Origin of the sequence: Microbacterium sp. ET2, from assembly GCF_030347395.1 — a bacterium.
Classification (GTDB): domain Bacteria; phylum Actinomycetota; class Actinomycetes; order Actinomycetales; family Microbacteriaceae; genus Microbacterium; species Microbacterium albipurpureum.
In genome coordinates this window covers 3,566,600-3,589,858 of sequence record NZ_CP128170.1, presented here as the reverse complement: position 1 = coordinate 3,589,858, position 23,259 = coordinate 3,566,600, and the positions used below count along the sequence as shown (strand labels likewise).

At 68.8% G+C, this 23,259-nt stretch carries 19 protein-coding genes, 1 tRNA gene, 1 other RNA gene and 1 pseudogene; 10 read left to right on the top strand and 12 right to left on the bottom strand.

Translation table 11 applies throughout. The features are described from left to right. Positions 1 to 65 precede the first annotated feature (65 nt). Positions 66 to 569, top strand: coding sequence for a DUF3145 domain-containing protein (locus QSU92_RS17370; RefSeq protein WP_289263878.1), 504 nt, complete (start codon positions 66 to 68; stop codon positions 567 to 569). A 156-nt stretch (positions 570 to 725) separates the two neighbouring features. Here QSU92_RS17370 and QSU92_RS17365 read toward each other — a convergent pair whose 3' ends face one another. The 8 genes from QSU92_RS17365 to QSU92_RS17330 all read right to left on the bottom strand — a co-directional run bounded on the left by QSU92_RS17365 (position 726) and on the right by QSU92_RS17330 (position 9,466). Continuing rightward, positions 726 to 1,964, bottom strand: coding sequence for a beta-ketoacyl-[acyl-carrier-protein] synthase family protein (locus QSU92_RS17365; RefSeq protein WP_289263876.1), 1,239 nt, complete (start codon positions 1,962 to 1,964; stop codon positions 726 to 728). Between the two features lie 60 nt (positions 1,965 to 2,024). After that, positions 2,025 to 2,273: an acyl carrier protein gene (locus QSU92_RS17360; protein ID WP_124293295.1), complete on the bottom strand. Its 249-nt coding sequence runs from the start codon at positions 2,271 to 2,273 to the stop codon at positions 2,025 to 2,027. A gap of 68 nt (positions 2,274 to 2,341) precedes the next feature. After that, entirely contained in the window at positions 2,342 to 3,343 is a 1,002-nt protein-coding gene (locus QSU92_RS17355) for a beta-ketoacyl-ACP synthase III (protein ID WP_289263874.1), read from the bottom strand. Continuing rightward, a complete protein-coding gene (locus QSU92_RS17350) occupies positions 3,340 to 4,254 on the bottom strand; it encodes an ACP S-malonyltransferase (RefSeq protein WP_289263872.1) in 915 nt (304 codons plus the stop codon). Before QSU92_RS17350 ends, QSU92_RS17355 begins: the two co-directional genes overlap by 4 nt. A gap of 94 nt (positions 4,255 to 4,348) precedes the next feature. Beyond that, a complete protein-coding gene (locus QSU92_RS17345) occupies positions 4,349 to 5,542 on the bottom strand; it encodes a PucR family transcriptional regulator (protein ID WP_289263870.1) in 1,194 nt (397 codons plus the stop codon). Positions 5,543 to 5,560: 18 nt separating this feature from the next. Continuing rightward, complete coding sequence (aceE, locus tag QSU92_RS17340) at positions 5,561 to 8,287, bottom strand: pyruvate dehydrogenase (acetyl-transferring), homodimeric type (RefSeq protein WP_289263868.1); 2,727 nt, start codon at positions 8,285 to 8,287, stop codon at positions 5,561 to 5,563. Between the two features lie 109 nt (positions 8,288 to 8,396). After that, a tRNA-Val gene (locus QSU92_RS17335) sits at positions 8,397 to 8,469 on the bottom strand. A gap of 31 nt (positions 8,470 to 8,500) precedes the next feature. Then, complete coding sequence (locus QSU92_RS17330; RefSeq protein ID WP_289263866.1) at positions 8,501 to 9,466, bottom strand: LLM class F420-dependent oxidoreductase; 966 nt, start codon at positions 9,464 to 9,466, stop codon at positions 8,501 to 8,503. Between the two features lie 130 nt (positions 9,467 to 9,596). On the opposite strand from QSU92_RS17330, the gene QSU92_RS17325 reads away from it, so the two are divergent. From QSU92_RS17325 to rnpB, 3 genes and pseudogenes are all read left to right on the top strand, one after another. Further along, a complete protein-coding gene (locus tag QSU92_RS17325) occupies positions 9,597 to 10,328 on the top strand; it encodes a zinc ribbon domain-containing protein (RefSeq protein WP_289263864.1) in 732 nt (243 codons plus the stop codon). A gap of 34 nt (positions 10,329 to 10,362) precedes the next feature. Then, a pseudogene (locus QSU92_RS17320) lies at positions 10,363 to 12,097 on the top strand (bifunctional 3'-5' exonuclease/DNA polymerase). Between the two features lie 45 nt (positions 12,098 to 12,142). Then, an RNA gene (rnpB, locus tag QSU92_RS17315) (RNase P RNA component class A) lies at positions 12,143 to 12,503 on the top strand. 3 nt (positions 12,504 to 12,506) lie between these two features. On the opposite strand, the gene ppgK is transcribed toward rnpB, so the two are convergent. After that, on the bottom strand, positions 12,507 to 13,304 hold the full coding sequence (gene ppgK, locus QSU92_RS17310; protein ID WP_289263861.1) for a polyphosphate--glucose phosphotransferase: 798 nt from the start codon (positions 13,302 to 13,304) through the stop codon (positions 12,507 to 12,509). A gap of 77 nt (positions 13,305 to 13,381) precedes the next feature. Here ppgK and QSU92_RS17305 point away from each other — a divergent pair, with 77 nt between their 5' ends. The 6 genes from QSU92_RS17305 (at position 13,382) to QSU92_RS17280 (ending at position 19,524) form a co-directional block, all read left to right on the top strand. After that, on the top strand, positions 13,382 to 13,603 hold the full coding sequence (locus QSU92_RS17305) for an SPOR domain-containing protein (protein WP_289263859.1): 222 nt from the start codon (positions 13,382 to 13,384) through the stop codon (positions 13,601 to 13,603). 61 nt (positions 13,604 to 13,664) lie between these two features. Then, complete coding sequence (gene glnA, locus QSU92_RS17300; RefSeq protein WP_289263857.1) at positions 13,665 to 15,002, top strand: type I glutamate--ammonia ligase; 1,338 nt, start codon at positions 13,665 to 13,667, stop codon at positions 15,000 to 15,002. Positions 15,003 to 15,009: 7 nt separating this feature from the next. Next, positions 15,010 to 18,012 (top strand): bifunctional [glutamine synthetase] adenylyltransferase/[glutamine synthetase]-adenylyl-L-tyrosine phosphorylase, encoded by a 3,003-nt coding sequence (locus QSU92_RS17295; RefSeq protein WP_289263855.1) that lies wholly within the window; start codon positions 15,010 to 15,012, stop codon positions 18,010 to 18,012. A gap of 58 nt (positions 18,013 to 18,070) precedes the next feature. Beyond that, entirely contained in the window at positions 18,071 to 18,283 is a 213-nt protein-coding gene (locus tag QSU92_RS17290) for a three-helix bundle dimerization domain-containing protein (protein WP_289263853.1), read from the top strand. A gap of 24 nt (positions 18,284 to 18,307) precedes the next feature. Continuing rightward, on the top strand, positions 18,308 to 18,982 hold the full coding sequence (locus QSU92_RS17285; protein ID WP_289263851.1) for a hypothetical protein: 675 nt from the start codon (positions 18,308 to 18,310) through the stop codon (positions 18,980 to 18,982). After that, positions 18,979 to 19,524 carry a DUF4352 domain-containing protein gene (locus QSU92_RS17280; protein ID WP_289263849.1) on the top strand — a complete coding sequence of 182 codons (546 nt, stop codon included), beginning with the start codon at positions 18,979 to 18,981 and terminating at the stop codon, positions 19,522 to 19,524. Before QSU92_RS17285 ends, QSU92_RS17280 begins: the two co-directional genes overlap by 4 nt. A gap of 467 nt (positions 19,525 to 19,991) precedes the next feature. Here the strand turns inward: QSU92_RS17280 and QSU92_RS17275 are convergent, their stop codons facing one another. From QSU92_RS17275 to glnA (QSU92_RS17265), 3 genes are all read right to left on the bottom strand, one after another. Continuing rightward, positions 19,992 to 21,338, bottom strand: coding sequence for a hypothetical protein (locus QSU92_RS17275; RefSeq protein ID WP_289263847.1), 1,347 nt, complete (start codon positions 21,336 to 21,338; stop codon positions 19,992 to 19,994). Between the two features lie 31 nt (positions 21,339 to 21,369). Then, positions 21,370 to 21,603 (bottom strand): hypothetical protein, encoded by a 234-nt coding sequence (locus QSU92_RS17270; RefSeq protein WP_289263845.1) that lies wholly within the window; start codon positions 21,601 to 21,603, stop codon positions 21,370 to 21,372. Positions 21,604 to 21,745: 142 nt separating this feature from the next. Continuing rightward, complete coding sequence (gene glnA, locus QSU92_RS17265; protein ID WP_289263843.1) at positions 21,746 to 23,170, bottom strand: type I glutamate--ammonia ligase; 1,425 nt, start codon at positions 23,168 to 23,170, stop codon at positions 21,746 to 21,748. Positions 23,171 to 23,259: the final 89 nt, after the last annotated feature.

Below are 23,259 nucleotides of genomic sequence, written 5' to 3'. Positions count from 1 at the left end.
GAACACGCCGGAGCAGACGTTTCGCAGGTCGTAGGGGAAGACGTACCTGAGGAAACGGAGTCATCATGGCGACAACCACTGCGCGTGGAGTGATCTACATCCACTCCGCGCCACGCGCGTTGTGCCCCCACCTCGAGTGGGCGGTCGGCCGCGCCCTGGGTCGGCCGGTCACTTTCGAGTGGGCCGACCAGCCGGTGCTGTCGGGAAGTCGGCGCGCCGAGTTCTATTGGGAGGGTCCCGCGGGGACGGGCGCCGCGTTGGCGACGGCGATCCGCGGCTGGGAGCACCTCCGGTTCGAAGTGTCCGAAGACCCCACGCCGCGCAGCGACGGAGGCAGGTGGCTTCACACCCCGGGGCTCGGCATCCACTACGCCCAGACGGATGCTGCAGGCAACATCGTCATCGGCGAGGACCGCCTCCGCTACGCGATGGAGATCGCCGCCGGCGACGTCCAGGAGCTGCAGCATGAATTGAACGTCGCGCTGGGCGCTGCGTGGGACGACGAACTCGAACCCTTCCGTCACGCCGGAGACGAGGCATCCGTCGTCTGGCTCCACAAGGTGGGATGACCCCCTCGTGACCTGACGGACGTATCCCGTGCGCGAGGCGCCACTACCGGTGGATCGGTGACCGCTCCCGGGGATCGGGACCGCGAATCGACGCACGGAGACAGGTGAGGCCCCCGACCGAGGTCGGGGGCCTCTGCCGTGCAGGGACGGGTGAGCTCAGACGCTCGCGAACGCGGCCACGGCGTTGTGCCCGCCGAACCCGAACGAGTTGCTGAGGGCGAGCTGGTCGCCCTGCCCGAGCTCCATGCTCTCGCCCGAGATGCGGAACGGCACCTGGGGGTCCTGCGTCGTGATGTTGATGGTGGGCGGGGCGACGCGGTCGCGGAGAGCCAGAATCGTGAAGATCGCCTCGAGCGCACCGGTGCCGCCGAGAAGGTGGCCCGTGGACGCCTTGGTGGCCGAAACCGGGATCTCGTCGATCCGATCGCCGAAGATCGTTTTGAGTGCGGTGTACTCGTTCGGATCGCCGACGGGCGTCGAGGTGGCGTGGGCGTTGACGTGGGTGACGTCATCGGGCGAGGCGCCCGCCATCTCCAGCGCCATCCGCACGGCGCGGGCCGCCCCCACGCCCTCGGGGTCGTTCGCCGTGATGTGGTACGAGTCCGCGGTGACGCCGCCACCGACGACCGCGGCGTAGATCTTGGCTCCACGGGCTCGCGCGTGCTCTTCGGTCTCGAGGATGAGGACACCCGCACCCTCGCCCATGACGAATCCGTCACGGTCCACGCTGCAGGGCCGAGACGCGGTGGCGGGGTCGTCGTTGCGGCGTGACAGCGCCTGCATCGAGGCGAAGGAGGCGATCGTGATCGGATGAATCGCAGACTCCGTGCCGCCGGCGATCACGACGTCGGCAAGGCCCGCGCGCAGGTGCTCGACGGCGTTGACGATCGACTCGGTGCTCGATGCGCAGGCACTGGCCACCGTGCGGGCGAAGGCCTTCGCTCCGAAGTGCAGCGAGAGGTTGCCCGCGGCGGCATTGGGCATCAGCATCGGGACGGTCATGGGCATGACCCGCCGGGGACCCTTCTCGCGGAGGGTGTCCCAGGCGTCCAACAGCGTCCACACGCCCCCGATACCCGTGGCGAAGTCGATGCCGAGCCGCTCGGGAGCGACCTCAGGTCGTCCGGCGTCCTCCCACGCCTCCATCGCCGCGACCATGGCGAACTGAGATGCCGGGTCGAGCCGCTTGGCGATGGGACGCTCGAGAACGGTGTCGGGGCGCACCTTGGCCTGAGCGGCGAAGGTGACGGGCAGCTGGTACTGCTCGACCCACTCGTGCTCGAGGGTGCGTGTCCCGGACGCTCCCTCGAGCAGCGCCTCCCAGCTCTCGGGCGCGGTCGCGCCGATGGGGGAGGAGGCGCCGATTCCGGTGACGACGATGCGTGACGTGCTCATGCGAAGGTGATTCCTCGGTGTGTCGTGCCGGTGGGGGCCGTGGGCCCCCACCGGAGGGCGCTACGCCTGGTTCGACGTGATGTAGGTGACGGCGTCGCCGACGGTCTTGAGGTTCTTCACCTCGTCGTCGGGGATCGTCACGCCGAACTTCTCCTCGGCGTTGACGACGATCGTCATCATCGAGATCGAGTCGATGTCGAGGTCGTCGGTGAACGACTTCTCCAGGGCTACCTCGTCGGCTGAGATACCGGTTTCGTCGGTGATGAGCTCAGCGAGCCCGGCGAGGACCTCGTCGTTGGTGAATGCCATGGTTTCTCCTGTTTTCTCGGGGGAAGCCCGGTCGGGCCCCGTTCAGTTTAGGGTCGCGCGTCCCGCGCTCACGGGAGCACGATCACCTGCGCGCCGAAGACGAGTCCGGCGCCGAACCCGATCTGCAGAGCCAGTCCGCCGCTGAGCTCGGGATGTTCTTCCAGCAGACGATGTGTCGCGAGGGGGATCGACGCGGCCGACGTGTTTCCGGTGGTCTCGATATCGCGACCGATCACCACGGTGTCGGGAAGCTTCAGCTGCTTGGCGAATTCGTCGATGATGCGCATGTTGGCCTGGTGCGGGACGAAGGCGGCGAGATCGGATGCCTCGATGCCGGCAGCCTCCAGCGCCTCGCGCGCAACCTTCACCATCTCCCACACCGCCCAGCGGAAGACAGTGGGACCCTCCTGACGGAGGGTCGGCCACGGGGCCTTCCCGTCGCGGAAGTCCGTGAGAGTGTGATTCATCCCGACCGCCTCGGCCTTGGATCCATCGGACCCCCACACGGTGGGACCGATGCCGGGCGTCTCGCTCGGGCCGACGACGACGGCGCCGGCCCCGTCTCCGAGCAGGAAGGAGATGCTGCGATCGGTGGGATCGACGACGTCGCTGAGCTTCTCGGTGCCCACGACGACCGCATAGTGCGCAGCACCGGCCCGGATCAGGGCATCGGCCTGAGCCACCCCGTACGCGAAGCCGGCGCACGCCGCATTGACGTCGTAGGCGGCCGCGGGGTTGGCGCCCACGCGATCGGCCACGATCGCCGATACCGAGGGCGTCTGCTTGGGGTTGCTGATCGTCGCGCAGATCACCAGGTCCACGGCACTCGGAGCGACACCGGAACGCTCGATCGCCTCTCGCGTGGCCTGCGTGGCCAGGTCGATGGCATCGGTGTCGGCTTCGGCCCGCATGCGTGTGACGATGCCCGTGCGCTGGCGGATCCACTCGTCGCTGGAGTCGATCGGGCCGACCAGATCGTCGTTCGGGACCGCGAGTTCGCCACGGGCGGCCCCATAGGCGTAGATGCGCGTATGGGCGACGCCCGTGGGTTGACGAAGCGAGATGGTCATGCGGCCGATCCTTCCCAGAGCTCGACGGCGGCGGCGAGGTCGTCGGGAGTCTTCACGGCGACGGTCGGGACGCCGCGAAGCGCCCGCTTCGCGAGCCCGGTGAGCGTGCCCGCAGGGGTGAGTTCGACGATGCCGGTGACGCCGGCAGCGGCGAAGCTCGCCATGCAGAGGTCCCAGCGCACAGGCGAGGCGACCTGCTCGACGAGAAGATCGATGAACGCGCGTCCGGTCTGCACTGCGGAACCGTCGCGGTTGGTCCAGATGGTGCGGAGAGGATCGCCGCCCACGGTCCGGGCTGCCGCGTCGCGGAGAGTGGCCACCGCCGGTGCCATGTAATCGGTGTGGAACGCGCCCGCCACCTGAAGCGGAATGACGCGAGTGCCGGGGACGGGTTCGGCGGCGAGGCGGTCGAGATCGGCACGGGCTCCGGCGGCGACGATCTGTCCCGCGCCGTTGTGGTTGGCCGGTGTCAGCCCGAGCGCCGACAGCCCCTCCAGAACGGCCGTCTCGTCTCCGCCGATCACGGCGCTCATCCCGGTGTCCGCGTGCGCGGCGGCATCCGCCATGGCCTGACCGCGAACGCCGACCAGACGCAGTACCTCGGCGTCGGGGAGGATCGCCGCGGCAGCCGCAGCGGTGAACTCTCCGACTGAATGTCCGGCGACCCCTGCCACCTGCCGGGGCCTGCCCAATTCACCCCAGGCCAGGAGGCCGGCCGCGACGATGAGCGGCTGGGCCACCTTGGTGTCGCGGATGCGATCGGCGTCCCACTCCGTTCCCGCGGCGACCAGATCGACCCCCGCTGCATCGGAGTAGACCTCGAGGGTCTCTCGAGCTCCCGGGATCTCCAGCCACGGGGTGAGGAATCCCGGCGTCTGCGAGCCCTGCCCGGGGAAGACGGCAATGATCACGATTCCATCCTTTCAATCATCCTGCGCCACCTTCTGGAGGTCGCGACACAGAAATATCCGGAGCCTTTGTGCGTTTCGCACAGGGAAGGTGTCCTCACCCGACGCGCCGCGGTCCGGGAGAACGTCGGCGGGTGGCATCCGTCCCGATCGATCCGAGAATCAGCGCCGTCTGCAGGATGAGCGCTTCGCGCGGCCCGGTGGCGTCCCACCCGATGACCTCCGACACCCGTTTGAGTCGGTAGCGCACCGTGTTCGGGTGCACGAAGAGCTCCCGCGCGGTCGCCTCGAGCGAGCGGCCGTTGTCGAGATAGCTCCACAGCGTCGTCACCAGATCGGAGCTGTGGCTCTGCAGCGGGCGATAGATCCGTTCCACCAGGGTCTGCTTCGCCAGTGGATCGCCCGCAAGAGCTCGCTCGGGGAGGAGGTCGTCGGCATCGACGGGCCGGGGCGCATGACGCCAAGCCCGGGCGACGGCGAAGCCGGCGAGGGCAGCGCGTGCACTCTGGCTGGCGTCGACCAGAGCAGGGACGGCGGGTCCGAGCACGAGGTAGCCCGTTCCGAAGCCGGGTTCGAGGCGGCGGGCGATCTCGTCGAAGGGCAGATCGGTGGGGGTCTCTTCTCCGCGCGGCGCGTCGGCGCGGCCGACCACCAGGACCAGTCGCGAGCCCTGCACACCGATGAGCACGTCGACTCCGAGCTTGCGCGCCGTGCGCCGCAACTGGTCGACGTCGAATTGCGGGGGAGTGGTGCCCACGAGCACCGCAACCTCCCCGTGTCCGTGCCAGCCGAGGGCCGCGATCCGGCTCGGCAGCTCCTCGTCGGCCTCGCCCGTGAGGATCGAGTCCACGACCAGCGCCTCCAGGCGCGCGTCCCAGAGCCCCCGCGCCTCCGCCGCGCGCGCGTACACGTCGGCGGCGGCGAAGGCGACCTCGCGCGAGTACAGCAGGATCGCCTCGCGGAGGTTCTCGTCCTTGCCGGCCACCCGTTCCTCCGTCACCTCGACGGTGACGCGGATCAGCTGCAGCGTCTGCGTCAGCGACACGCTCCGCAGGAGTTCACGGGGCGCGGCGGCGAAGATGTCCGCGGCGATCCAGGGTGTGGAGCCGGGGTCGTCGTACCACTGTATGAAGGAGCTGATGCCCGCCTGGGCTACTAGACCGACCGCCGACCGCCGGGCCGGCGGCATCTCGGCATACCAGGGGAGCGAGTCCTCGAGACGCTGGATCGTAGCCGTGGCGAGGTCGCCCGAGATGCGTCGGAGCCAGGCGAGTGTTTCGGCCTTGTCCATCGTCGGAGGGATCCCGGATCAGCTCTCGCCGCCCGCGTTCCCGCTCGTGCCCGCGCTGACGTCGTGCAGCCGGTACTTCTCGATCGCCTGCACCGACAGGGAGCGATCCACCGTCCCCTCGGCAGCCAGCGCCTGCAGGGTCTTGACGACGATCGAGGGTCCGTCGATCTTGAACCACCGGCGTGCGGCCGGGCGAGTGTCGGAGAAGCCGAAACCGTCGGCGCCCAGCGTGTGGAAATTGTGCTGCACCCACGGGCGGATCTGATCCTGGACGGCATGTTCGAAGTCGCTGACCGCGATGACCGGACCCGGCGTCCCCGCCAGCTTGTCGGTGACGTAAGCGCTGCGCTGCTCGCCGTCGGGGTGGAGGAAGTTGTGCTCGTCGGCGGCGAGACCGTCGCGACGCAGCTCGCCCCAGGAGGTCACGGACCACACGTCGGCCTGGACGCCCCAGTCGTCGCGCAGCAGCTGCTGGGCCTCGAGTGCCCACGGCACGCCCACGCCCGAGGCGAGGATCTGCGCGCGGGCCCCGTCGCCGGCTGCGGGTGCGATGCGATGGATGCCGCGGACGATGCCCTCGACGTCGACACCGTCGGGTTCGGCAGGCTGAACCATCGGCTCGTTGTACACCGTGAGGTAGTACATGACGTTCGGGTCGGGATGATTCCCGCCGTACATCCGCTCGATTCCCGCCCGCACGATGTGGGCGATCTCGTAGCCGTAGGCCGGGTCGTAGCTGACCACCGCAGGGTTGGTGGAAGCCAGGAGCGGCGAGTGCCCGTCGGCGTGCTGGAGGCCCTCGCCCGTCAGCGTCGTGCGACCCGCGGTGGCGCCGATGAGGAAACCGCGCGTCATCTGGTCGCCGGCCGCCCACAGGGCGTCACCGGTGCGCTGGAATCCGAACATCGAGTAGAAGACGTAGACGGGGATCAACGGCTCGCCGTGCGTGGAGTACGACGTCCCGGTGCCGGTGAAGGCCGCGAGTGCGCCCGCCTCGTTGATGCCGACGTGGATGATCTGCCCCTGGGGACTCTCCTTGTACGCCAGAAGCAGTTCGCGGTCGACAGACGTGTAGTGCTGACCGTGGGGGTTGTAGATCTTCGCCGTCGGGAAGTACGCGTCCATGCCGAACGTGCGGGCCTCGTCGGGGATGATCGGAACGATGCGGTGACCGAAGTCCTTCACACGCAGCAGATCTTTCAGGAGACGGACGAACGCCATCGTCGTCGCGACTTCCTGCGTGCCCGATCCCTTCTTGGGAAGGGCGTAAGCCTGGTCACCGGGCAGTTCCAGGCCGACGTGGTGCGTGCGCCGTTCCGGCAGGTAACCGGCGAGCGCACGCCGCCGCTCCTGCAGGTACTGGATGGTCTCGTCCTGCGGACCGGGGTTGTAGTACGGCGGAAGGTACGGGTTCTCCTCGAGCTGCGCGTCGCTCACCGGGATGTGCATCGCGTCACGGAAAAGCTTGAGGTCGTCCAGCGTCATCTTCTTCATCTGATGCGTGGCGTTGCGACCCTCGAAGTGGGGACCGAGACCGTAGCCCTTGATGGTCTTCGCGAGGATGACGGTGGGCTGGCCCTTGTGCTCGGCGGCCGCCTTGAACGCGGCGTAGACCTTGCGGTAGTCGTGCCCGCCTCGCTTGAGGTTCCAGATCTGCTCGTCGCTGTAGTCCTTGACGAGGGCGGCAGCGCGCTCGTCGCGGCCGAAGAAGTGCTCACGGACGTACGCGCCGTTCTCGGCCTTGTAGGTCTGATAGTCACCGTCGGGGGTGACGTTCATCAGGTTCAGCAGCGCGCCTTCGCTGTCACGGGCGAGCAGGTCGTCCCACTCGCGACCCCAGATCACTTTGATGACATTCCAGCCGGCGCCGCGGAAGAAGCTCTCCAGTTCCTGGATGATCTTGCCGTTGCCGCGGACGGGGCCGTCAAGGCGCTGCAGGTTGCAGTTGACGACGAAGGTGAGGTTGTCCAGGCCCTCGTTGGCGGCGACCTGGAGCTGACCGCGGCTCTCCACCTCGTCCATCTCGCCGTCACCGAGGAATGCCCAGACATGGGAGTCGGAGACGTCCTTGATCCCGCGGTTGGTGAGGTACTTGTTGGTCATCGCCTGGTAGATGGCGTTGATCGGACCGAGCCCCATCGACACCGTCGGGAACTGCCAGAACTCCGGCATCAGGCGGGGGTGCGGGTAGGAGGGGATGCCGTTGGGGGCAGCCGACTTCTCCTGGCGGAAGCCGTCGAGCTGTGCCTCGGTGAGGCGACCCTCGAGGAAGGCCCTGGCGTAGGTGCCGGGCGAGGCGTGCCCCTGGATGAAGATCTGGTCGCCTCCGGTGGGGTGGTCCTGCCCTCGGAAGAAGTGGTTGAAGCCGACCTCGTAGAGGGCGGCCGACGAGGCGTAGGTCGAGATGTGGCCGCCGACGGCGATGCCGGGTCGCTGCGCCCGGTGCACGGTGATGGCGGCGTTCCAACGGATCCATGCCCGGTAACGACGCTCGATCTCCTCGTCGCCGGGGAAGTCGGGCTCGTTCTCGGCTGCGATGGTGTTGATGTAGTCGGTGGTGGGGACCATCGGGACCCCGAGGTGGAGTTCCTTCGACGCCTTCAGCAGGCTGAGCATGATCTCGCGGCCGCGCTGCGGACCCTTGGCCTGCACCAGCTGCTGGAGCGATTCCTGCCACTCCGACGTCTCTTCCGGATCGCTGTCCTGCGGGCCCTGAGAGTACGGATCCTGGTCGTGAACAGTCACACGAGACCTTTCTTCGGCTGGCAGATCGTGCCAGATAATCACCATGGACGTGCGGATCGCTTTGTTCGCTCCGCACAACACACCATCGACAAGCCTATCGAGTCCGCGGTGGGCCCTGCCGGGATCGAACCGACGACATCCACGGTGTAAACGTGGCGCTCTACCAGCTGAGCTAAAGGCCCCTCCGCCCAGTGTAGGAGGACGGCGTCGTCGTCACATCGCGCGCAGTCGATCGAGCAGAGGCTCTGCCGCCTCGGCGAGGAACCGGTCCTGGGTGTCGCCGCCGATCTGAACGAGGGCGACGTCGGTGAATCCGGCTTCGAGGTAGGGGCGCACGCTTTCGGCGATCTTGTCGAGGTCGGGGCCGCACGCGATGCCCTCGGCGACGTCTTCGGGCCGCACGAACTGGGTGGCCGCGGCGAAGCTCGCCGGGGTGGGCAGCTCGGAGTTGACCGGCCAGCCCAATCCGAACCAGCGGAACTGCTCGTGAGCGCGGGCGATCGCGGCTTCCTCGTCGGGATCCCACGAGATCGGGATCTGACCGATCTTCCGCGAGGTGCCCCCGCGCGCCTCGTCCCATCCGGTCACGAGCTCCCCCTCGGGCTCGACGGCGATCATGTGGTCGACGAGCGCGGAGAACCGCTCGATCGATTTCGGGCCCGACACCGCTGTCGCGAGCGGCACCCCACCGTCGGGGGCGTCCCAGACGCGGGCGGAATCGACCCGGTAGTACTGTCCGTCGTAGGTGACCAGATCACCGGTGTGCAGGGCGCGGATGATCTCGATGGCCTCGACCAGCATGTCCTGTCGCACGTCCACTCCCGGCCACCCCTCGCCGACGACGTGCTCGTTGAGGCTCTCGCCCGATCCGAGGCCCAGGGTGAACCGACCGTCCGAGAGCAGCTGCACGGTGGCGGCCTTCTGGGCGACCACAGCGGGGTGGTACCGCACCGTCGGGCAGGTGACGTAGGTCATCAGCTCGACCCGTTCGGTCACGGCGGCCACCGCGCCCAGCACGGACCAGGCGTACGGCGCGTGCCCCTGTGTCGTGAGCCAGGGAGTGAAGTGGTCGCTGGAGACCTCGAAGTCGAAGCCGACGTCCTCCGCGAGGCGGGCGTAGCGAACGAGCTCCTTCGGGCCGCTCTGCTCGGTCATCAGGGTGTAGCCGAAGTTCGTCATCGGTGCTCCTCAGGTCTGGTGGCGCCCAGGTTACGGACCCCGGCACCTCCGGCCGAGGCCTTGCGCTCGCGGCCCGTATCGGGCAGGGAGCGGCCGACCGTGCGGGGGAGGCGGCGGGTAGGTTGGACACGTGAACGCCACTCCTGCCGATCAGCGCCGCCTCCTTGAGGTGTCCGACCTCGACACCCGCATCCGCCAGGCAGATCACGCCCGGCGGAACCCTCCGCAGGCCGAGCGCGTCAAGGAGCTTCTCGCCCGTCGCACCGAGCTGACGCAGGAACTCAGCCGCCGCGCCGGTGCGCGCGACGATCTGCGTGCGGAACTGGCTCGGATCGAGTCCGACGTCGCCGTCGTCGACGCGCGTCGCGCTCGCGACGAAGAGCGCCTGGCGGCGAGTTCGAACTCCCGCGAGGCGCAGGGGTTCGAAAGCGAGCTCGCCTCGCTCTCCCGTCGGAAGCGCGACCTGGAGGACGCCGAGCTCGAGGTGATGGAGAAGCTCGACGCCGCCGAAGCCGCGGTGGTCGAGCAGGAGGAGCTCATCCGCGCGACGAATGAGGAAGGGGCGCAGCTGAGCGCCGAGGCCAAGCGCGCGGTGGCCGAGGCGGAAGCCTCCCTGACCGCTGCCCGGCGCGACCGCGACGCCGTCGCAGGATCGATCGCCGACGACCTGCTGGCGCTCTATGAACGACTCGCCTCCCGCGGCGTCGGTGCGGGTCTGCTGCGCCGGCAAACCTGCGAGGGCTGCCACATGGTGTTGTCGGGCACCGATGTGCAGCGGATCAGGCAGACGCCGGATGACACGGTGGTGACCTGTCCGGAGTGCGGTGGCATCCTCGTCCGCACCGAAGAGTCGGGCCTCTGAGACCTGACCCCACCCGACGGGCGGACCTCGCGGGATGACAGGGCCATCAGCCGACGTCGTGTGGGTCGCCCTGGGCACGACCGCAGAGGGCTGGGAGGCGGTCACGCTGACGGGAGCCGGCTCCGAGGGTGATCGCCACCCGCTCGCCACGAACGAGGTGGCGCCGTGGGTGAGAAGGGTGGAGTCCTCTCACTCCCCACGTTGGGTCTGGTCGGACACCGGCCCCGTCTACGGACGTCTTCTGTCCGCCGGTGTCCGCGTCGCACGCTGCCACGATCTCCGCCTCGCGCACGCGATCCTCCGATCGCGCCCCGACCTCCCCGCCAAGATCACCGCCCGCGCCGATCCAGGGTGGAAGGCCCCGGCCAAGATCGCCGAGACCTCTGACGCCGATGCCCTCTTCTCCCTGGATCGCGACACGGGCGGGTCCGAGCTCCCGGAGGCGATCGACGCCGTCCTGCACGAGTTCGCGCGACAGAGGGACGCGATAGCCGCGAGCGCATCGCCGGGCTTTCTCCGGCTGCTCCTCGCTGCCGAATCAGCCGGGGCCCTCGCTGCGGCGGAGATGACGGCGGCGGGTCTGCCCTGGGACGCCGCCGCGCACGATCGCGTGCTCTCGGACATCCTCGGTCCGCGCCCCCGCCCAGATACGCTGCCCGAGCGGATGCGACTGCTCGCCGCGGAGGTGCGCGGTGCCCTGGGCGACCCCGCGGTGTCGCTCGATTCGCCTCCGAAGCTCCTTCGCGCTCTGCACCGAGTCGGGATCGACGTCGAGACCACGAGCCGCTGGGAGCTCGAGCGTCACACCCACCCCGCCATCGCTCCGCTGGTGGAGTACAAGCGGATGTCCCGGCTCTTCGCCGCCAACGGCTGGTCGTGGCTCGACGAGTGGGTGCAGGACAGACGATTCCGTCCTGTCTACGTTCCCGGTGGTGTCGTCACGGGCCGGTGGGCATCCTCGGGAGGGGGCGCCCTGCAGATCCCGCGTTCGCTTCGCGATGCCGTGCGCGCGGATCCCGGCTGGTGCCTCGTCATCGCCGATGTCGCGCAGGCTCGAACCGCGGGTACTCGCTGCGATGGCCGGCGACCTTCCTCTCGCCACCGCGGCGCGGGGGCGGGACCTGTACGAGGGGGTGGTGGAGACGGGCGCCGTCGCGACCCGCGCCGACGCCAAGACGGCGCTGCTGGGCGCGATGTACGGAGCGACCACCGGAGAGAGTGGGCGGCTGGTGCCGCGGCTTCGAAGGTCGTTCCCCCGCGCGATGGCGCTCGTCGACGAAGCGGCCCGCGTCGGCGAGGACGGAGGGGTCGTCCAGACGCGATGGGGACGAACGTCTCCGTCGCCGAGCCCGGGATGGCGCGCTGCGCAGGATCGCGCCAGCCAACCCGACGCGACCCCGGCGGAGCAGGAGCGCGCCAGGCGCGGAGCCCGCGACCGCGGACGGTTCACACGCAACTTCGTCGTGCAGGGGACTGCCGCCGAGTGGGCACTGGCCTGGATCGCCGATCTGCGGGGGCGACTCCACACCCTCGGCGGGGACGCCGTCGACCCGCCCGCGACCGCGTCGGGGCCGGTGTTCGATCGACAACCGCACCTGGCGTTCTTCCTGCACGACGAGATCATCGTCCACGCCCCGCTCCCTCAGGCCGAGGATGTGGCGGACGCCGTGCGTGCGGCATCCGTCTCGGCGACCCGTCTGCTGTTCGGGGACTTCCCGCTCGATTTCCCCCTGGATCTGCAGATCACCGAGTCTGCGGCGAAGACCTGACCGCCGGGGCGGCCGCGGGCCTCCGCGCTACACTCGAAGAGCGAATGGGTCGGCTGGACGGTCGCGTCGCGGGCCCGCCCGCGCCGAGGAACGTCCGGGCTCCACAGGGCAGGGCGGTGGGTAACACCCACCCGGAGTGATCCGCGAGACAGTGCCACAGAGAACAGACCGCCGGGGGAGACCCCGGTAAGGGTGAAACGGCGGTGTAAGAGACCACCGGGGTCGTGGTGACACGACCCGCACGGTAAACCTCGCCCGGAGCAAGGCCAGACAGAGGATGCTGACGCGGCTCGCCGAGTCCTCGGGTAGGCCGCTGGAGCGGCACGGCAACGTGTCGCCGAGAGAGATGACCGTCCACGGGGCTCACGCCCCCGGACAGAACCCGGCGTACAGGCCGGCCCATTCGCCCTCAGTCAGCGGCGGTCACGTCGGTCAGCTGGGGCTCGACACCCAGCGACAGAGCGGCCGCTCCGATGATCCCTGCATTGTTCCGGTGGGTCGCCGGTACGATCGGCGTCTTGAGCGACAGCAGGTGCAGGAACTTGTCGGCATGCTTGCTCACGCCGCCGCCGACGATGAACAGGTCGGGACTGAAGAGGAACTGCACGTAGTCGTAGTACCACTGCAGCCGCTCGGCCCACTCCGCCCACGAGAGCTCCTCCCGCTCCATGGCCGAGTAAGCGGCGAACGCCTCGGCGTCCTTACCGTGCTTGGCGCGCTGGAGATGCCCCAGTTCGGTGTTGGGGATGAGGACACCGCGGTACATCACCGCGGAGCCGATGCCCGTGCCCAAAGTGGTGAGGATCACCAGCCCGTTCTGGTCACGTGCGGCGCCGTAGCGCATCTCGGCGACTCCTGCGACATCCGCATCGTTGGCGAAGTAGATGTCACGACCCAGTCCGTTCTCGAAGAACCTCTCGGCTTCGAAGCCGATCCACTTGTCCGAGACATTCGCGGCGGAGAGGGTCGTACCGTTCTTGACGATGGCCGGGAAGGCCACCCCGAGCGGGATGGCGTCCTCGCTGACATCGAGTCGTGAGAGGACCTCCTTGACGGCCTCGAGGACGTCGGGCGGCTCCGCGCCCTTCGGAGTGGACACCTTCACCCGGTCGGTGAGGAGGGTCCCGTCCTTCAGATCCACCACCGCACCCTTGATCCCGGTGCCGCCGATGTCGATGCCGACGGCGCGCGTCGCGTCAGAAGCCATGGCGCAAGCCTATCGACGCCACCGTCGATCAGTAGGATCGACCCAGCGGACGATCCGTGCCGAGCCGAGGAGTCATCGTGGCACACGACAGCGAGAAGTACTGGTACAACCTGACCACCGGCGAGGTCGAGAAGGGCTTCGAATCCCCCGCCATCGACCGGGCCGGCCCCTTCGACACCGCCGAGGAAGCGGCGAAGGCGCCCGACGTGCTGCGCGAGCGCTCCCGCGCATGGGCTGAAGACGAAGCCCGCGAGGACGGCTGGGAGAGCCGTCCGGCCGGCAGCGACGGCGCGAACTAGTCTGACCTCGGCGCGGAGGGCTCAGGCCCCGCGTCCGCGACACCCTGGCGGAAAGGAACCCATGGACAAGCAGCGGGACTTCGTACTGCGCACGATCGAGGAACGCGGCGTGAAGTTCGTCCGCCTCTGGTTCACCGACGTCATCGGCACGCTGAAGTCGGTCGCGATCGCGCCGGCCGAGGTCGAGGGAGCGTTCTCGGAGGGTCTGGGCTTCGACGGCTCCGCGATCGAGGGCCTCACGAGGTCGTACGAGTCGGATCTTCTGGCCCACCCCGACCCCAGCACCTTCCAGATCCTGCCGTGGCGGGGGGAGATCGATCCCACGGCGCGCATGTTCTGCGACATCACGACCCCGGACGGCCAACCCGCTGTCGCCGATCCCCGTCATGTGCTCAAGCGTGCTCTGGCGAAGGCCGCCGATGCGGGCTTCACCTTCTATACCCACCCCGAGATCGAGTTCTATCTGCTGAAGTCCTCCTCGTTCGGCACCGAGGGCCCTGAGCCGGTCGACTCGGCCGGATACTTCGACAACGTGCCCGGCGGGACAGCGCACGATTTCCGGCGCCGTTCGGTGCGGATGCTGGAGGATCTCGGCATCTCGGTGGAGTTCAGCCACCACGAGGGTGGTCCCGGCCAGAACGAGATCGATCTGCGCTACGCCGATGCCCTCGCAACGGCCGACAACATCATGACATTCCGCACGGTGGTCAAGGAGGTGGCGATCGAGCAGGGTGTGTATGCCACGTTCATGCCCAAGCCCCTCGGCGGCAAGCCCGGAAGCGGTATGCACACGCACATGTCCCTGTTCGAAGGCGACATCAACGCCTTCTACGAGGAGGGGGCGCAGTACCAGCTGTCCAAGGTCGGACGCCAGTTCATCGCCGGGCTCCTGCGTCACGCCAACGAGATCTCCGCAGTGACGAACCAGTTCGTCAACTCCTACAAGCGGCTGTGGGGCGGGGACGAGGCGCCGAGCTTCATCACGTGGGGCCACAACAACAGGTCGGCGCTCGTGCGGGTGCCGCTGTACAAGCCGAACAAGGGCCAGTCCTCTCGCGTCGAGTACCGTGCTCTCGATTCGGCCGCCAATCCTTACCTCGCCTACGCGCTCATGCTGGCCGCGGGCCTCAAGGGCATCGAAGAGGGCTACGAGCTGCCTCCCGAGGCCGAGGACAACGTCTGGTCGCTCACCGATGCCGAGCGCCGCGCACTCGGATATGCGCCACTCCCGGCGAGCCTCGATCACGCACTGGAGTACATGGAGGAGTCGGAGTTGGTCGCCGAGACGCTCGGCGAACAGGTCTTCACGTACGTTCTGCTCAACAAGCGGCGCGAATGGCAGGAGTACCGCTCGCAGGTGACGCCCTTCGAGCTGAAGAGCAACCTCGAGATGCTCTGACCGGCCCATGAGCACGGGCGAGCGCACGTCCTCTCTCACCGAGCTCGCTCGGCTGGGATTCAGCTCGCTCTCCGAGAGCGCAGAGCTGCTCGACGAGTTGGCCGACGCGATCGAGGTGCCTCGCTCCGACCTGCTCCGTGCTGCCGTGACGGCCGCAGATCCCGATGGTGCGCTTCTGGCGCTCACGCGGATCGCGCGGCGCGATGCGCAGCCGGTGCGCCGGATCCACGGCGACCCGCAAGGGTGGCACGCCCTGTGGGCGCTCCTCGGGGCTTCGACCGGGTTCGGGGAGTTCTTCCTGCGCCGACCCGACGAACTGACCCATCTCGTCGGCGCCGGCTTCACCCTTCCGAGTCCCGAATCCCTGCGAGAGGAGATGCTCGAGGCCGTCGGCGCCGAGAACGGCTTCGCCGCAGAGGGCGGGGAAGAGTCCTGGGTGCGACTGCGCGTGCGGTACCGGCGCCTGCTCGCACGTATCGCGGCGTTCGACCTGCTCCACCCCGAGCCGCTCGACGTGGTCCCCGAGGTGGCGGCGCGCCTGGCCGACGCCGCCGGCGCGGCGCTGGAGGCTTCACTCGCCGTCGCGCGGACCCGTGTCTCGCGCGGCGCCGCCGGGGCGGGGCTCTTCCCGGCGGAACAGGTGGCGCGAACCCACCTCGCCGTCATCGGCATGGGCAAGGCCGGGGCACGGGAGCTCAACTACGTCAGCGACGTCGACGTCATCTTCGTCGCCGGCGCAGGCGCCGACACCGTCGAGGAGATCGGCGAGAGTCGCGTCGTCGACATCGCCACCCGGCTCGCCGTGCAGACCATGCGCGGCGTATCGGGTGCCGAGATCGAGCCCCCGCTGTGGGAGGTGGATGCCAACCTCCGCCCCGAGGGCAAGCAGGGGGCGCTCGTGCGCACACTCGCCTCGCACCTGTCGTACTACGAGCGCTGGGCGAAGAGCTGGGAGTTCCAAGCCCTGCTGAAAGCCCGACCACTTGCGGGAGACATAGCACTCGGCGAGCAGTACGTCGCCGCCCTCGCGCCCAAGGTGTGGACGAGTGCGGCGCGCGAGAACTTCGTCGACAGCGTCCAGCGCATGCGGGAACGGGTCACCGATCACATCCCCGCCGACGAGGTCTCGGCCCAGATCAAACTCGGACCCGGAGGCATCCGAGACGTGGAATTCACCGTCCAGCTGCTGCAGCTCGTCCACGGACTCAGCGACGAGCGGATCCGGCAGCGTGGAACACTTCCGGCACTGGAAGCCCTCGCGTCGGAGGGGTACATCGGCCGCACCGAAGCATCCGCTTTCTCCCGCGACTACCGCACTCTCCGTCTGCTCGAACACCGCATGCAGCTGCGCAACCTCCGCCGCACGCATCTCATGCCCCGCGAGGCTGACGAGCTGCGAGTGCTGGCCCGCGCCACGGGGCTCGCCGAGACGGGGGAGCGGGTGTGGCAGACGTGGGAGGCGATCAAGCGCGAGGTCCGCGACATCCACGTCCGCCTGTTCTACCGACCCCTGCTCTCGGCCGTCGCGAGCCTCCCCGAGGCGGAGCGCTCGCTCTCGCCCGCGCAGGCACATGATCGCCTGGCGGCGATCGGCTTCACCGACCCGGCGGGGGCGCTGCGCCACATCGGTGCGCTGACGAGCGGGCTCAGCAGGAAGGCGACGATCCAGCGGCACCTGATGCCGGTGATGATCCGCTGGTTCGCTGACGGCGTCGATCCCGACTACGGGCTGCTGGCATTCCGCCGTATCAGCGAGCGGCTGGGCGACACGCCGTGGTTCCTCCGCATGCTCCGGGATTCGTCGGGAGCCGCGGAGAGTCTCACCCGCGTGCTGTCGGGTTCGCGATACGTCGGCGAGCTCATGGAGTGGATCCCCGAATCCGCAGCGTGGCTGGACGACCCCGATCTGCTCCGCCCGCGAAGCGGTCTGGCGCTGCAGGAGGAGGCGCGAGCGATTCAGACCCGTCACGACACCGTCGACGACGCGATGCGTGCCGTGCGCGCGCTAAGACGCCGCGAACTGCTGCGCACCGCGATGGCGGCAGTGCTCGGCACCCTCTCGATCGAAGAGCTCGCCGACGCCCTCACCACCGTCACCGAGGTCACGATCCAGGCGACCCTGCGGGCCGTACGCCGCGACGTCCTCGACCCCGACGACGCCCCACTGGATTTCTCCGTGATCGCGATGGGGCGTTTCGGCGGGGCCGAGCTCGGGTTCGGCTCGGACGCCGACGTCATGTACGTCTACCGCCCGAACGGACTGGATCCCGAGCGGGCCGCTCGAAAGGCTCTGCACCTCGTCGGGGCACTGCGGCAGTACTCCGAGGATCATCGCGCACCGCTCGACCTCGATGCGGGGCTGCGCCCCGAAGGGAGGAACGGGCCGCTCGCGCGGTCGCTGGACGCGTTCGAGGAGTACTACCGGCGCTGGTCGCTTTCGTGGGAGGCCCAGGCGCTCCTGCGGGCCCGAGGCGTGGCGGGCAGCGTCAAGCTCATCACCGCCTTCACCGGGCTCGCCAACGAGGTGCGCTACCCTGCGTCGCCCGACCCGGCGGCGCTCCGCGAGATCAAACGGATCAAGGCCCGGGTCGAGAACGAGCGCTTGCCGCAGGGAGCCGATCCTGCACGGCATCTCAAGCTCGGCCCCGGCGGCCTCAGCGATGTCGAGTGGCTCGTCCAGCTCCTGCAGCTGCAGTATGCCCACACGGTTCCGGCGCTTCGGACGACCTCGACCACCGTCGCGCTCACGGCTGCGAAGGATGCCGGGATCATCTCCGAGACCGACGCTGCCCGACTGTTCGAGGCGTGGCGACTCGCCAGCCGCCTGCGTTCGGCCAACACCCTGCTTTCTGGGCAGACGAGCGACGTGCTGCCGACGGACCGGAAGAAGCTGGACGGGATCGGCCGTCTGCTCGAGTATCCGCCGCGATCGGCGACACAGGTCGAGGAGGACTGGCTGCGTACGGCCCGCCGTGCGCGGCGGAGCTTCGAGCGTCTCTTCTACGGCTGAGCCGTACGCGAAGCCGTCGGCCTTGCGCCGTCGACCGATTCGGGCGCATCCTTCTGACATGACTCGTGAGATCCCCGACGAGGACGTCGTGTTCGCAGAGATCGCCGACCGCCTGCGCGAGCGGTACCCACAGGCATCCCCGGTAGACATCGAGGCGGCTCTCGGCCGCGCGCGGGAGCATTTCCACGACGCTCGAGTGCGCGATTTCATCCCTGTTCTGGTCGAACGCGAGGCGCGTGCCGTGCTGGATCAGACGCTGTCACCGGGATGACGCCTTCCGGGATAGGGTGTCGGCGTGACGGTCCCACCCGCGGCCCCCGCCCCCGACGCGCCGCAGCCCTCTCGAAGTGCCTGGATCGGCCGCACCTGGGATCGCATCCCGACCGGCTGGTTCGCCGGCATCCTCACCGCCGTCTTCCTCGGCGGTACGGCGGCATTCGGAGGTCTCGCGCAGGCCGCCGTGCCCCCGCTTCCCGAACTCGAACCGGGTGAGACCCACGTCAACGAGCAGTTCGCCCTCACGGTGGAACGTGCGGTCCTGATCGACGAACTGCCGGAGGCGGGGATCACCGTCGAGACCGGTGAGCGGGTGCTCGCGGTCGTGCTGACGGCCGAGAACGTCTGGGACCGTGCCCTTGCGTCCGAGAGCCCCGGGGGGCTCAGTGCCGGGGTGCGTGTCACGGAACTCGCAGACGCCCCTCCCGCATCGATCGCCCGGTTCGACGACACCACGTTCTCGCCGTACCTGCAGCCGCGCGTTCCGGCCCAGCTCGTGGTGACGTGGGCGGTCGATTCGGAGGCTCTTGCGGAGGGCGACGAGATCGAGATCGTGCTGCGGGATCTCAGCCTTCGCGAGGGTGCACTCGTCGTCGCCGGCGAGTATTGGGAGTCGCCCGCCACGGCCGCGACGATGAGCCTCACGGTGACAGACGTCGGCGCGGGAGCAGACGCCGAGGGAGGGGAGGGATGAGTCGCTGGATGGCATGGACGATCGGTGTCGCACTCGTCGTGGCGGCATGGGGCATCATCCAGGTCACCCCCTCCCAGGACGACGCCGAAGCGCCCTTCCCTCTCGCGGCGGAGATCGACGAGACGACTTCCGCGCGCGGATTCGTCGTGACCGTGACGGACGTGCGACTGGCCTCACGGGCCGTCGCGGGCGGCTGGTCGGCGGAGGGCACCTGGCTGGTCGTCGACCTCCGGGCCGAGGCGACCCAGGAGGAGACCGGCACGATCCTCGCGCATGCCGAGCTCGTGATCGAGGGTGCCGCCTATCGCGCCAGCGAGCGACCCGCGTCGCTCCTGCGCAGCGGTCTCACCCCGGGTATTCCGCGGGAGGGGAGCCTCGCCTTCGAGCTTCCGAGCGACGTCGTCCGCGACACGGCGACTCTCGAGCTGGGAATCAGTGACGATCCCCGTCTCGACAGCCTCGTGACTCTCCCCATCGACCTCGGCGCGCTCGAAGCCGAGGACGAGGTCGAGCTTGTCGAGACCGGGTGGGCGGAGCGATGACGGCGAACCGGTCGTCACAGGCCCAATCGATTCAAGCCCGATCGACACAGGCCCCATCGATTCAGGCCCGATCGACACAGGGATGGTGGCGACGCAACGCCCTCGCCCTGGGTGCGGTCGCGATCCTGCTGCCGGTGGGAGTCCTCCTCCCGACAGGCGTCGAGTGGTGGCGCTGGAGTCAGGCCGACCCCGTGTTCCCCACCACCGCCGCCGCAGGGGAGAGCATCGACTGGGCGGGCGCGTCCTGGGGCCCGGCCACGGCGGCCGACGAGACCGGCACGTTCGCCGCCGATGCGCCGACCGGAACCCGCGTGCTCGTCGTCGAGATCCCGGTCGACCCGGCCGATAGGACCCCCGCTTGCACCACCCCGGTCCTTCGCGAGCTCGGCGGCGCGGGCCGGGCGTGGGGTGCGGCGATGACCGAGGTGGACTGGCGCTACGAGCAGCCGAGCTCTTGCGAGACCGGTTCAGAGGCCCCGTTCACCCTCGAGGTGCCCTACCTCGTCCCCGACGACGCCCGCGGCCCGTTCGGCGTGGAGCTCACCGTCCCGGACGAGCTGCCGCGCTTCCTCCGACTCGAGGTCGTCCCCTGACGACACCACCGGCGCCCCGATCAGCGCGCCCACCGTCGCGTCGTACGTCGCGGCGATGAGGACGGTGCGCAGCGGCTCGACGATGAGCGGAACGACGAGGAAGAGGGGAGTGGCCGCGACGACCCAGAAATCGAAGAGGTCGTGGGGCCCGACCCATCGGGTGAGGAGCACTCGGAGCCCTTCCCCGACGAAGAGGACGGCGGTGTAGAGCAGCACATACCCGCCGACGAGGAGGGGGCCGCCGCGCCACATGAGGAGGATCGCCTGCCAGATCGGTCGGAATCGGCCGCCGACCTCCGAGCCGAGATCGACCAGGCGGCGGCGGAGCCGCTGGGGGAGCGAGCCGTAGCGCGTTCGGGCGCGGTCGACGAGCCCACCGCGCAGCTGCACCCCCTGCGGCGAGACGGTGCGACCGTAGATGACGCCGGCGATCGTCAACCAGGCCAGGGGGACGAAGAGCACCGCGCCGGCCTGGCCGAGGAGCCACTCCGCCGCGTCCCAGGTCCACCCGAGCGGCGCGAACAGATCACCGACCGCCTGCCGGAGATCGGCGAGCCAGACCATCGCCTGGCGTGTGTCGACCCAGGCGGTCACCTGCCCGAGGGCCTCGCCGATGAAGTACGCGGCGAGGAAGATCCACAGCGCTTCGAGGTAGGTCGCGATCAGCGCGGTCCATCGGGGCAGGGCCTGGTGCCACCGCTTCCACGCCCAGCGTCCGGCGAAGGCGAGCACGACGACGGCGATCGTCCATGGCTCCCAGGTGAGGCTGTCCACCGCCCCGGAGGTGTCTACCGCGGCTTCTTCCACGATGGCGGCCCATTGCCGATCGGTCTGCACCGCGAGTGCCACCCGCAGGTAGGCGCCGACGTCGTCGATGAGGAAGCCGAGCACGGCGTAGACCGCGATGAACGGCAGGACAGCGGACAGGAGAGCGTCGCGGAAGGCGCGCAGGCGCGCACCACGGTCCACCGGGTTCGGGGCGATGGCGTTCAGCCGCAGCATCCCGTCCCTGAGGACGAGGAACATCGCCACGAGGCTGACGAGCTTGGCGAGGATCGCCAGCGGAAGGAGCAGGATGCCGCCGAGCGCCGAATACCCGCCCACGAAGCCGGCGAGCTGGATCGACAGGTAACGCCCGAGCGACCCCGCGAGATACCAGGCCAGCAGTGCGGGCCAGTGGGCTGCGAGGAGCCGAAGCCCCATCCGGATGATCTCCCGCACCGTTACACCGTAGCGCTGCGGGAGAGGTTGCTCAGCAGCTGCCCACGTCGTGCGTGTGCATGCCGGCCAGGTGTCCCTCGCCGTCGAAGTCGGCGTAGACCTCGGTGAGGACGTGATTGTGGCAGACCTGACCGAGCAGGTGACCGCCGATCCCGCCGCCGTCCTCGGCGTAGCCGGTGAACGGGGTGCCGTCGGCATTGACCAGCATCACGAAGGGGCCCGATGCCTCTTCGCCCGTGCCCTGCGCGTCGCCGTTGATTGACATGATGTCGCCTTTCTCTGCGTGGGCGTGCACTCGTGCGCACACGAGGGAGAGCCGCAGAGCGGGCGAGGTGATACGCCGGAATGACGAACTCCCCCGAGCGCCCGCGGTGTGCGGGGCTCGGGGAGTGAGGTCGCTCCGGGTGTCAGACCCCGAAGTACAGCTCGAACTCGAACGGGTGCGGGCGCTGCGCCATCGGCCGGATCTCGTTCTCGATCTTGTACTCGATCCAGGTCTCGATGAGCTCCGGCGTGAAGACGCCCCCCTCGAGGAGGAACTGGTGGTCAGCCGCCAGCGCGTCCAGCGAGTCCTGCAGCGAGTTCGGCACCTGCGGGATGCCCCGGGCTTCCTCGGGCGGCAGCTCGTACAGGTCCTTATCCACCGGCTCGTGCGGCTCGATGCGGTTCTTGATGCCGTCGATCCCCGCCATCAGCTGTGCGGCGAAGGCCAGGTAGGGGTTTCCCGAGGCGTCCGGCGCGCGGAACTCGATGCGCTTGGCCTTGGGGTTGGACCCCGTGATCGGGATGCGGATCGCCGCCGAGCGGTTTCCGGCCGAGTAGACCAGGTTCACCGGGGCCTCGAAGCCCTTGACCAGACGGTGGTAGCTGTTCAGCGTCGGGTTGGTGAAGGCGAGCACCGCGGGAGCGTGGGCGAGAATGCCGCCGATATACCAGCGCGCGATGTCCGACAGGCCGCCATAGCCCTTCTCGTCGTAGAAGAGCGGCTTGCCGTCGTTCCACAGCGACTGGTGGGTGTGCATACCCGATCCGTTGTCACCGAAGAGGGGCTTGGGCATGAAGGTCGCGACCTTCCCCCACTGCTCGGCGGTGTTCTTGACGATGTACTTGAACTTCAGGATGTCGTCGGCCGCGTGGACCATGGTGTCGAAGCGGTAGTTGATCTCCTGCTGACCGCCGGTGCCCACCTCGTGGTGCGCGCGCTCGAGCTGCAATCCCGACTCGATGAGCTTGAGGCTGATGTCGTCGCGCAGATCGGCGGTCTTGTCGACGGGGGAGACCGGGAAGTAGCCGCCCTTGTACGGGGTCTTGTTGGCCAGGTTGCCGCCCTCTTCGACCCGGCCTGTGTTCCAGGCGCCCTCCTCCGAGTCGACGGAGTAGAAGCTGGAGTTCTGCTTCACGTCGAAGCGGACGTCGTCGAAGATGTAGAACTCCGCCTCGGGAGCGAAGAACGCGGTGTCGGCGATGCCGGTGGAGGCGAGGTACTTCTCAGCCTTCTTGGCGACCTGACGGGGGTCCTTGGCGTAGATCTCGCCGTTGCGCGGGTTGTAGATGTCGAAGACCATGACCAGCGTCTTCGCCTCGCGGAAGGGGTCGAGGTAGGCCGTCGAGACGTCGGGGATGAGCTGCATGTCGGACTCGTGGATGTTCGCGAACCCACGGATCGAGGACCCGTCGAACAGCTGCCCGACAGTGAAGAACTCCTCGTCGACGGTGGCGGCCGGAATGTTGAAGTGCTGCTGGACACCAGGGAGGTCCGTGAAACGGATGTCGAGGAACTTGACGTCCTCGTCCTTGATGAACCGCAGCACCTCGGATGAATCACTGAACATGGAGACTCCAGAGGTAGGGCATCGGGAACTGCCGCCCGCCGAGCGGGCCTTGAGGCACGGTATCGGCAGGGGATTGCCCGACCGTGACA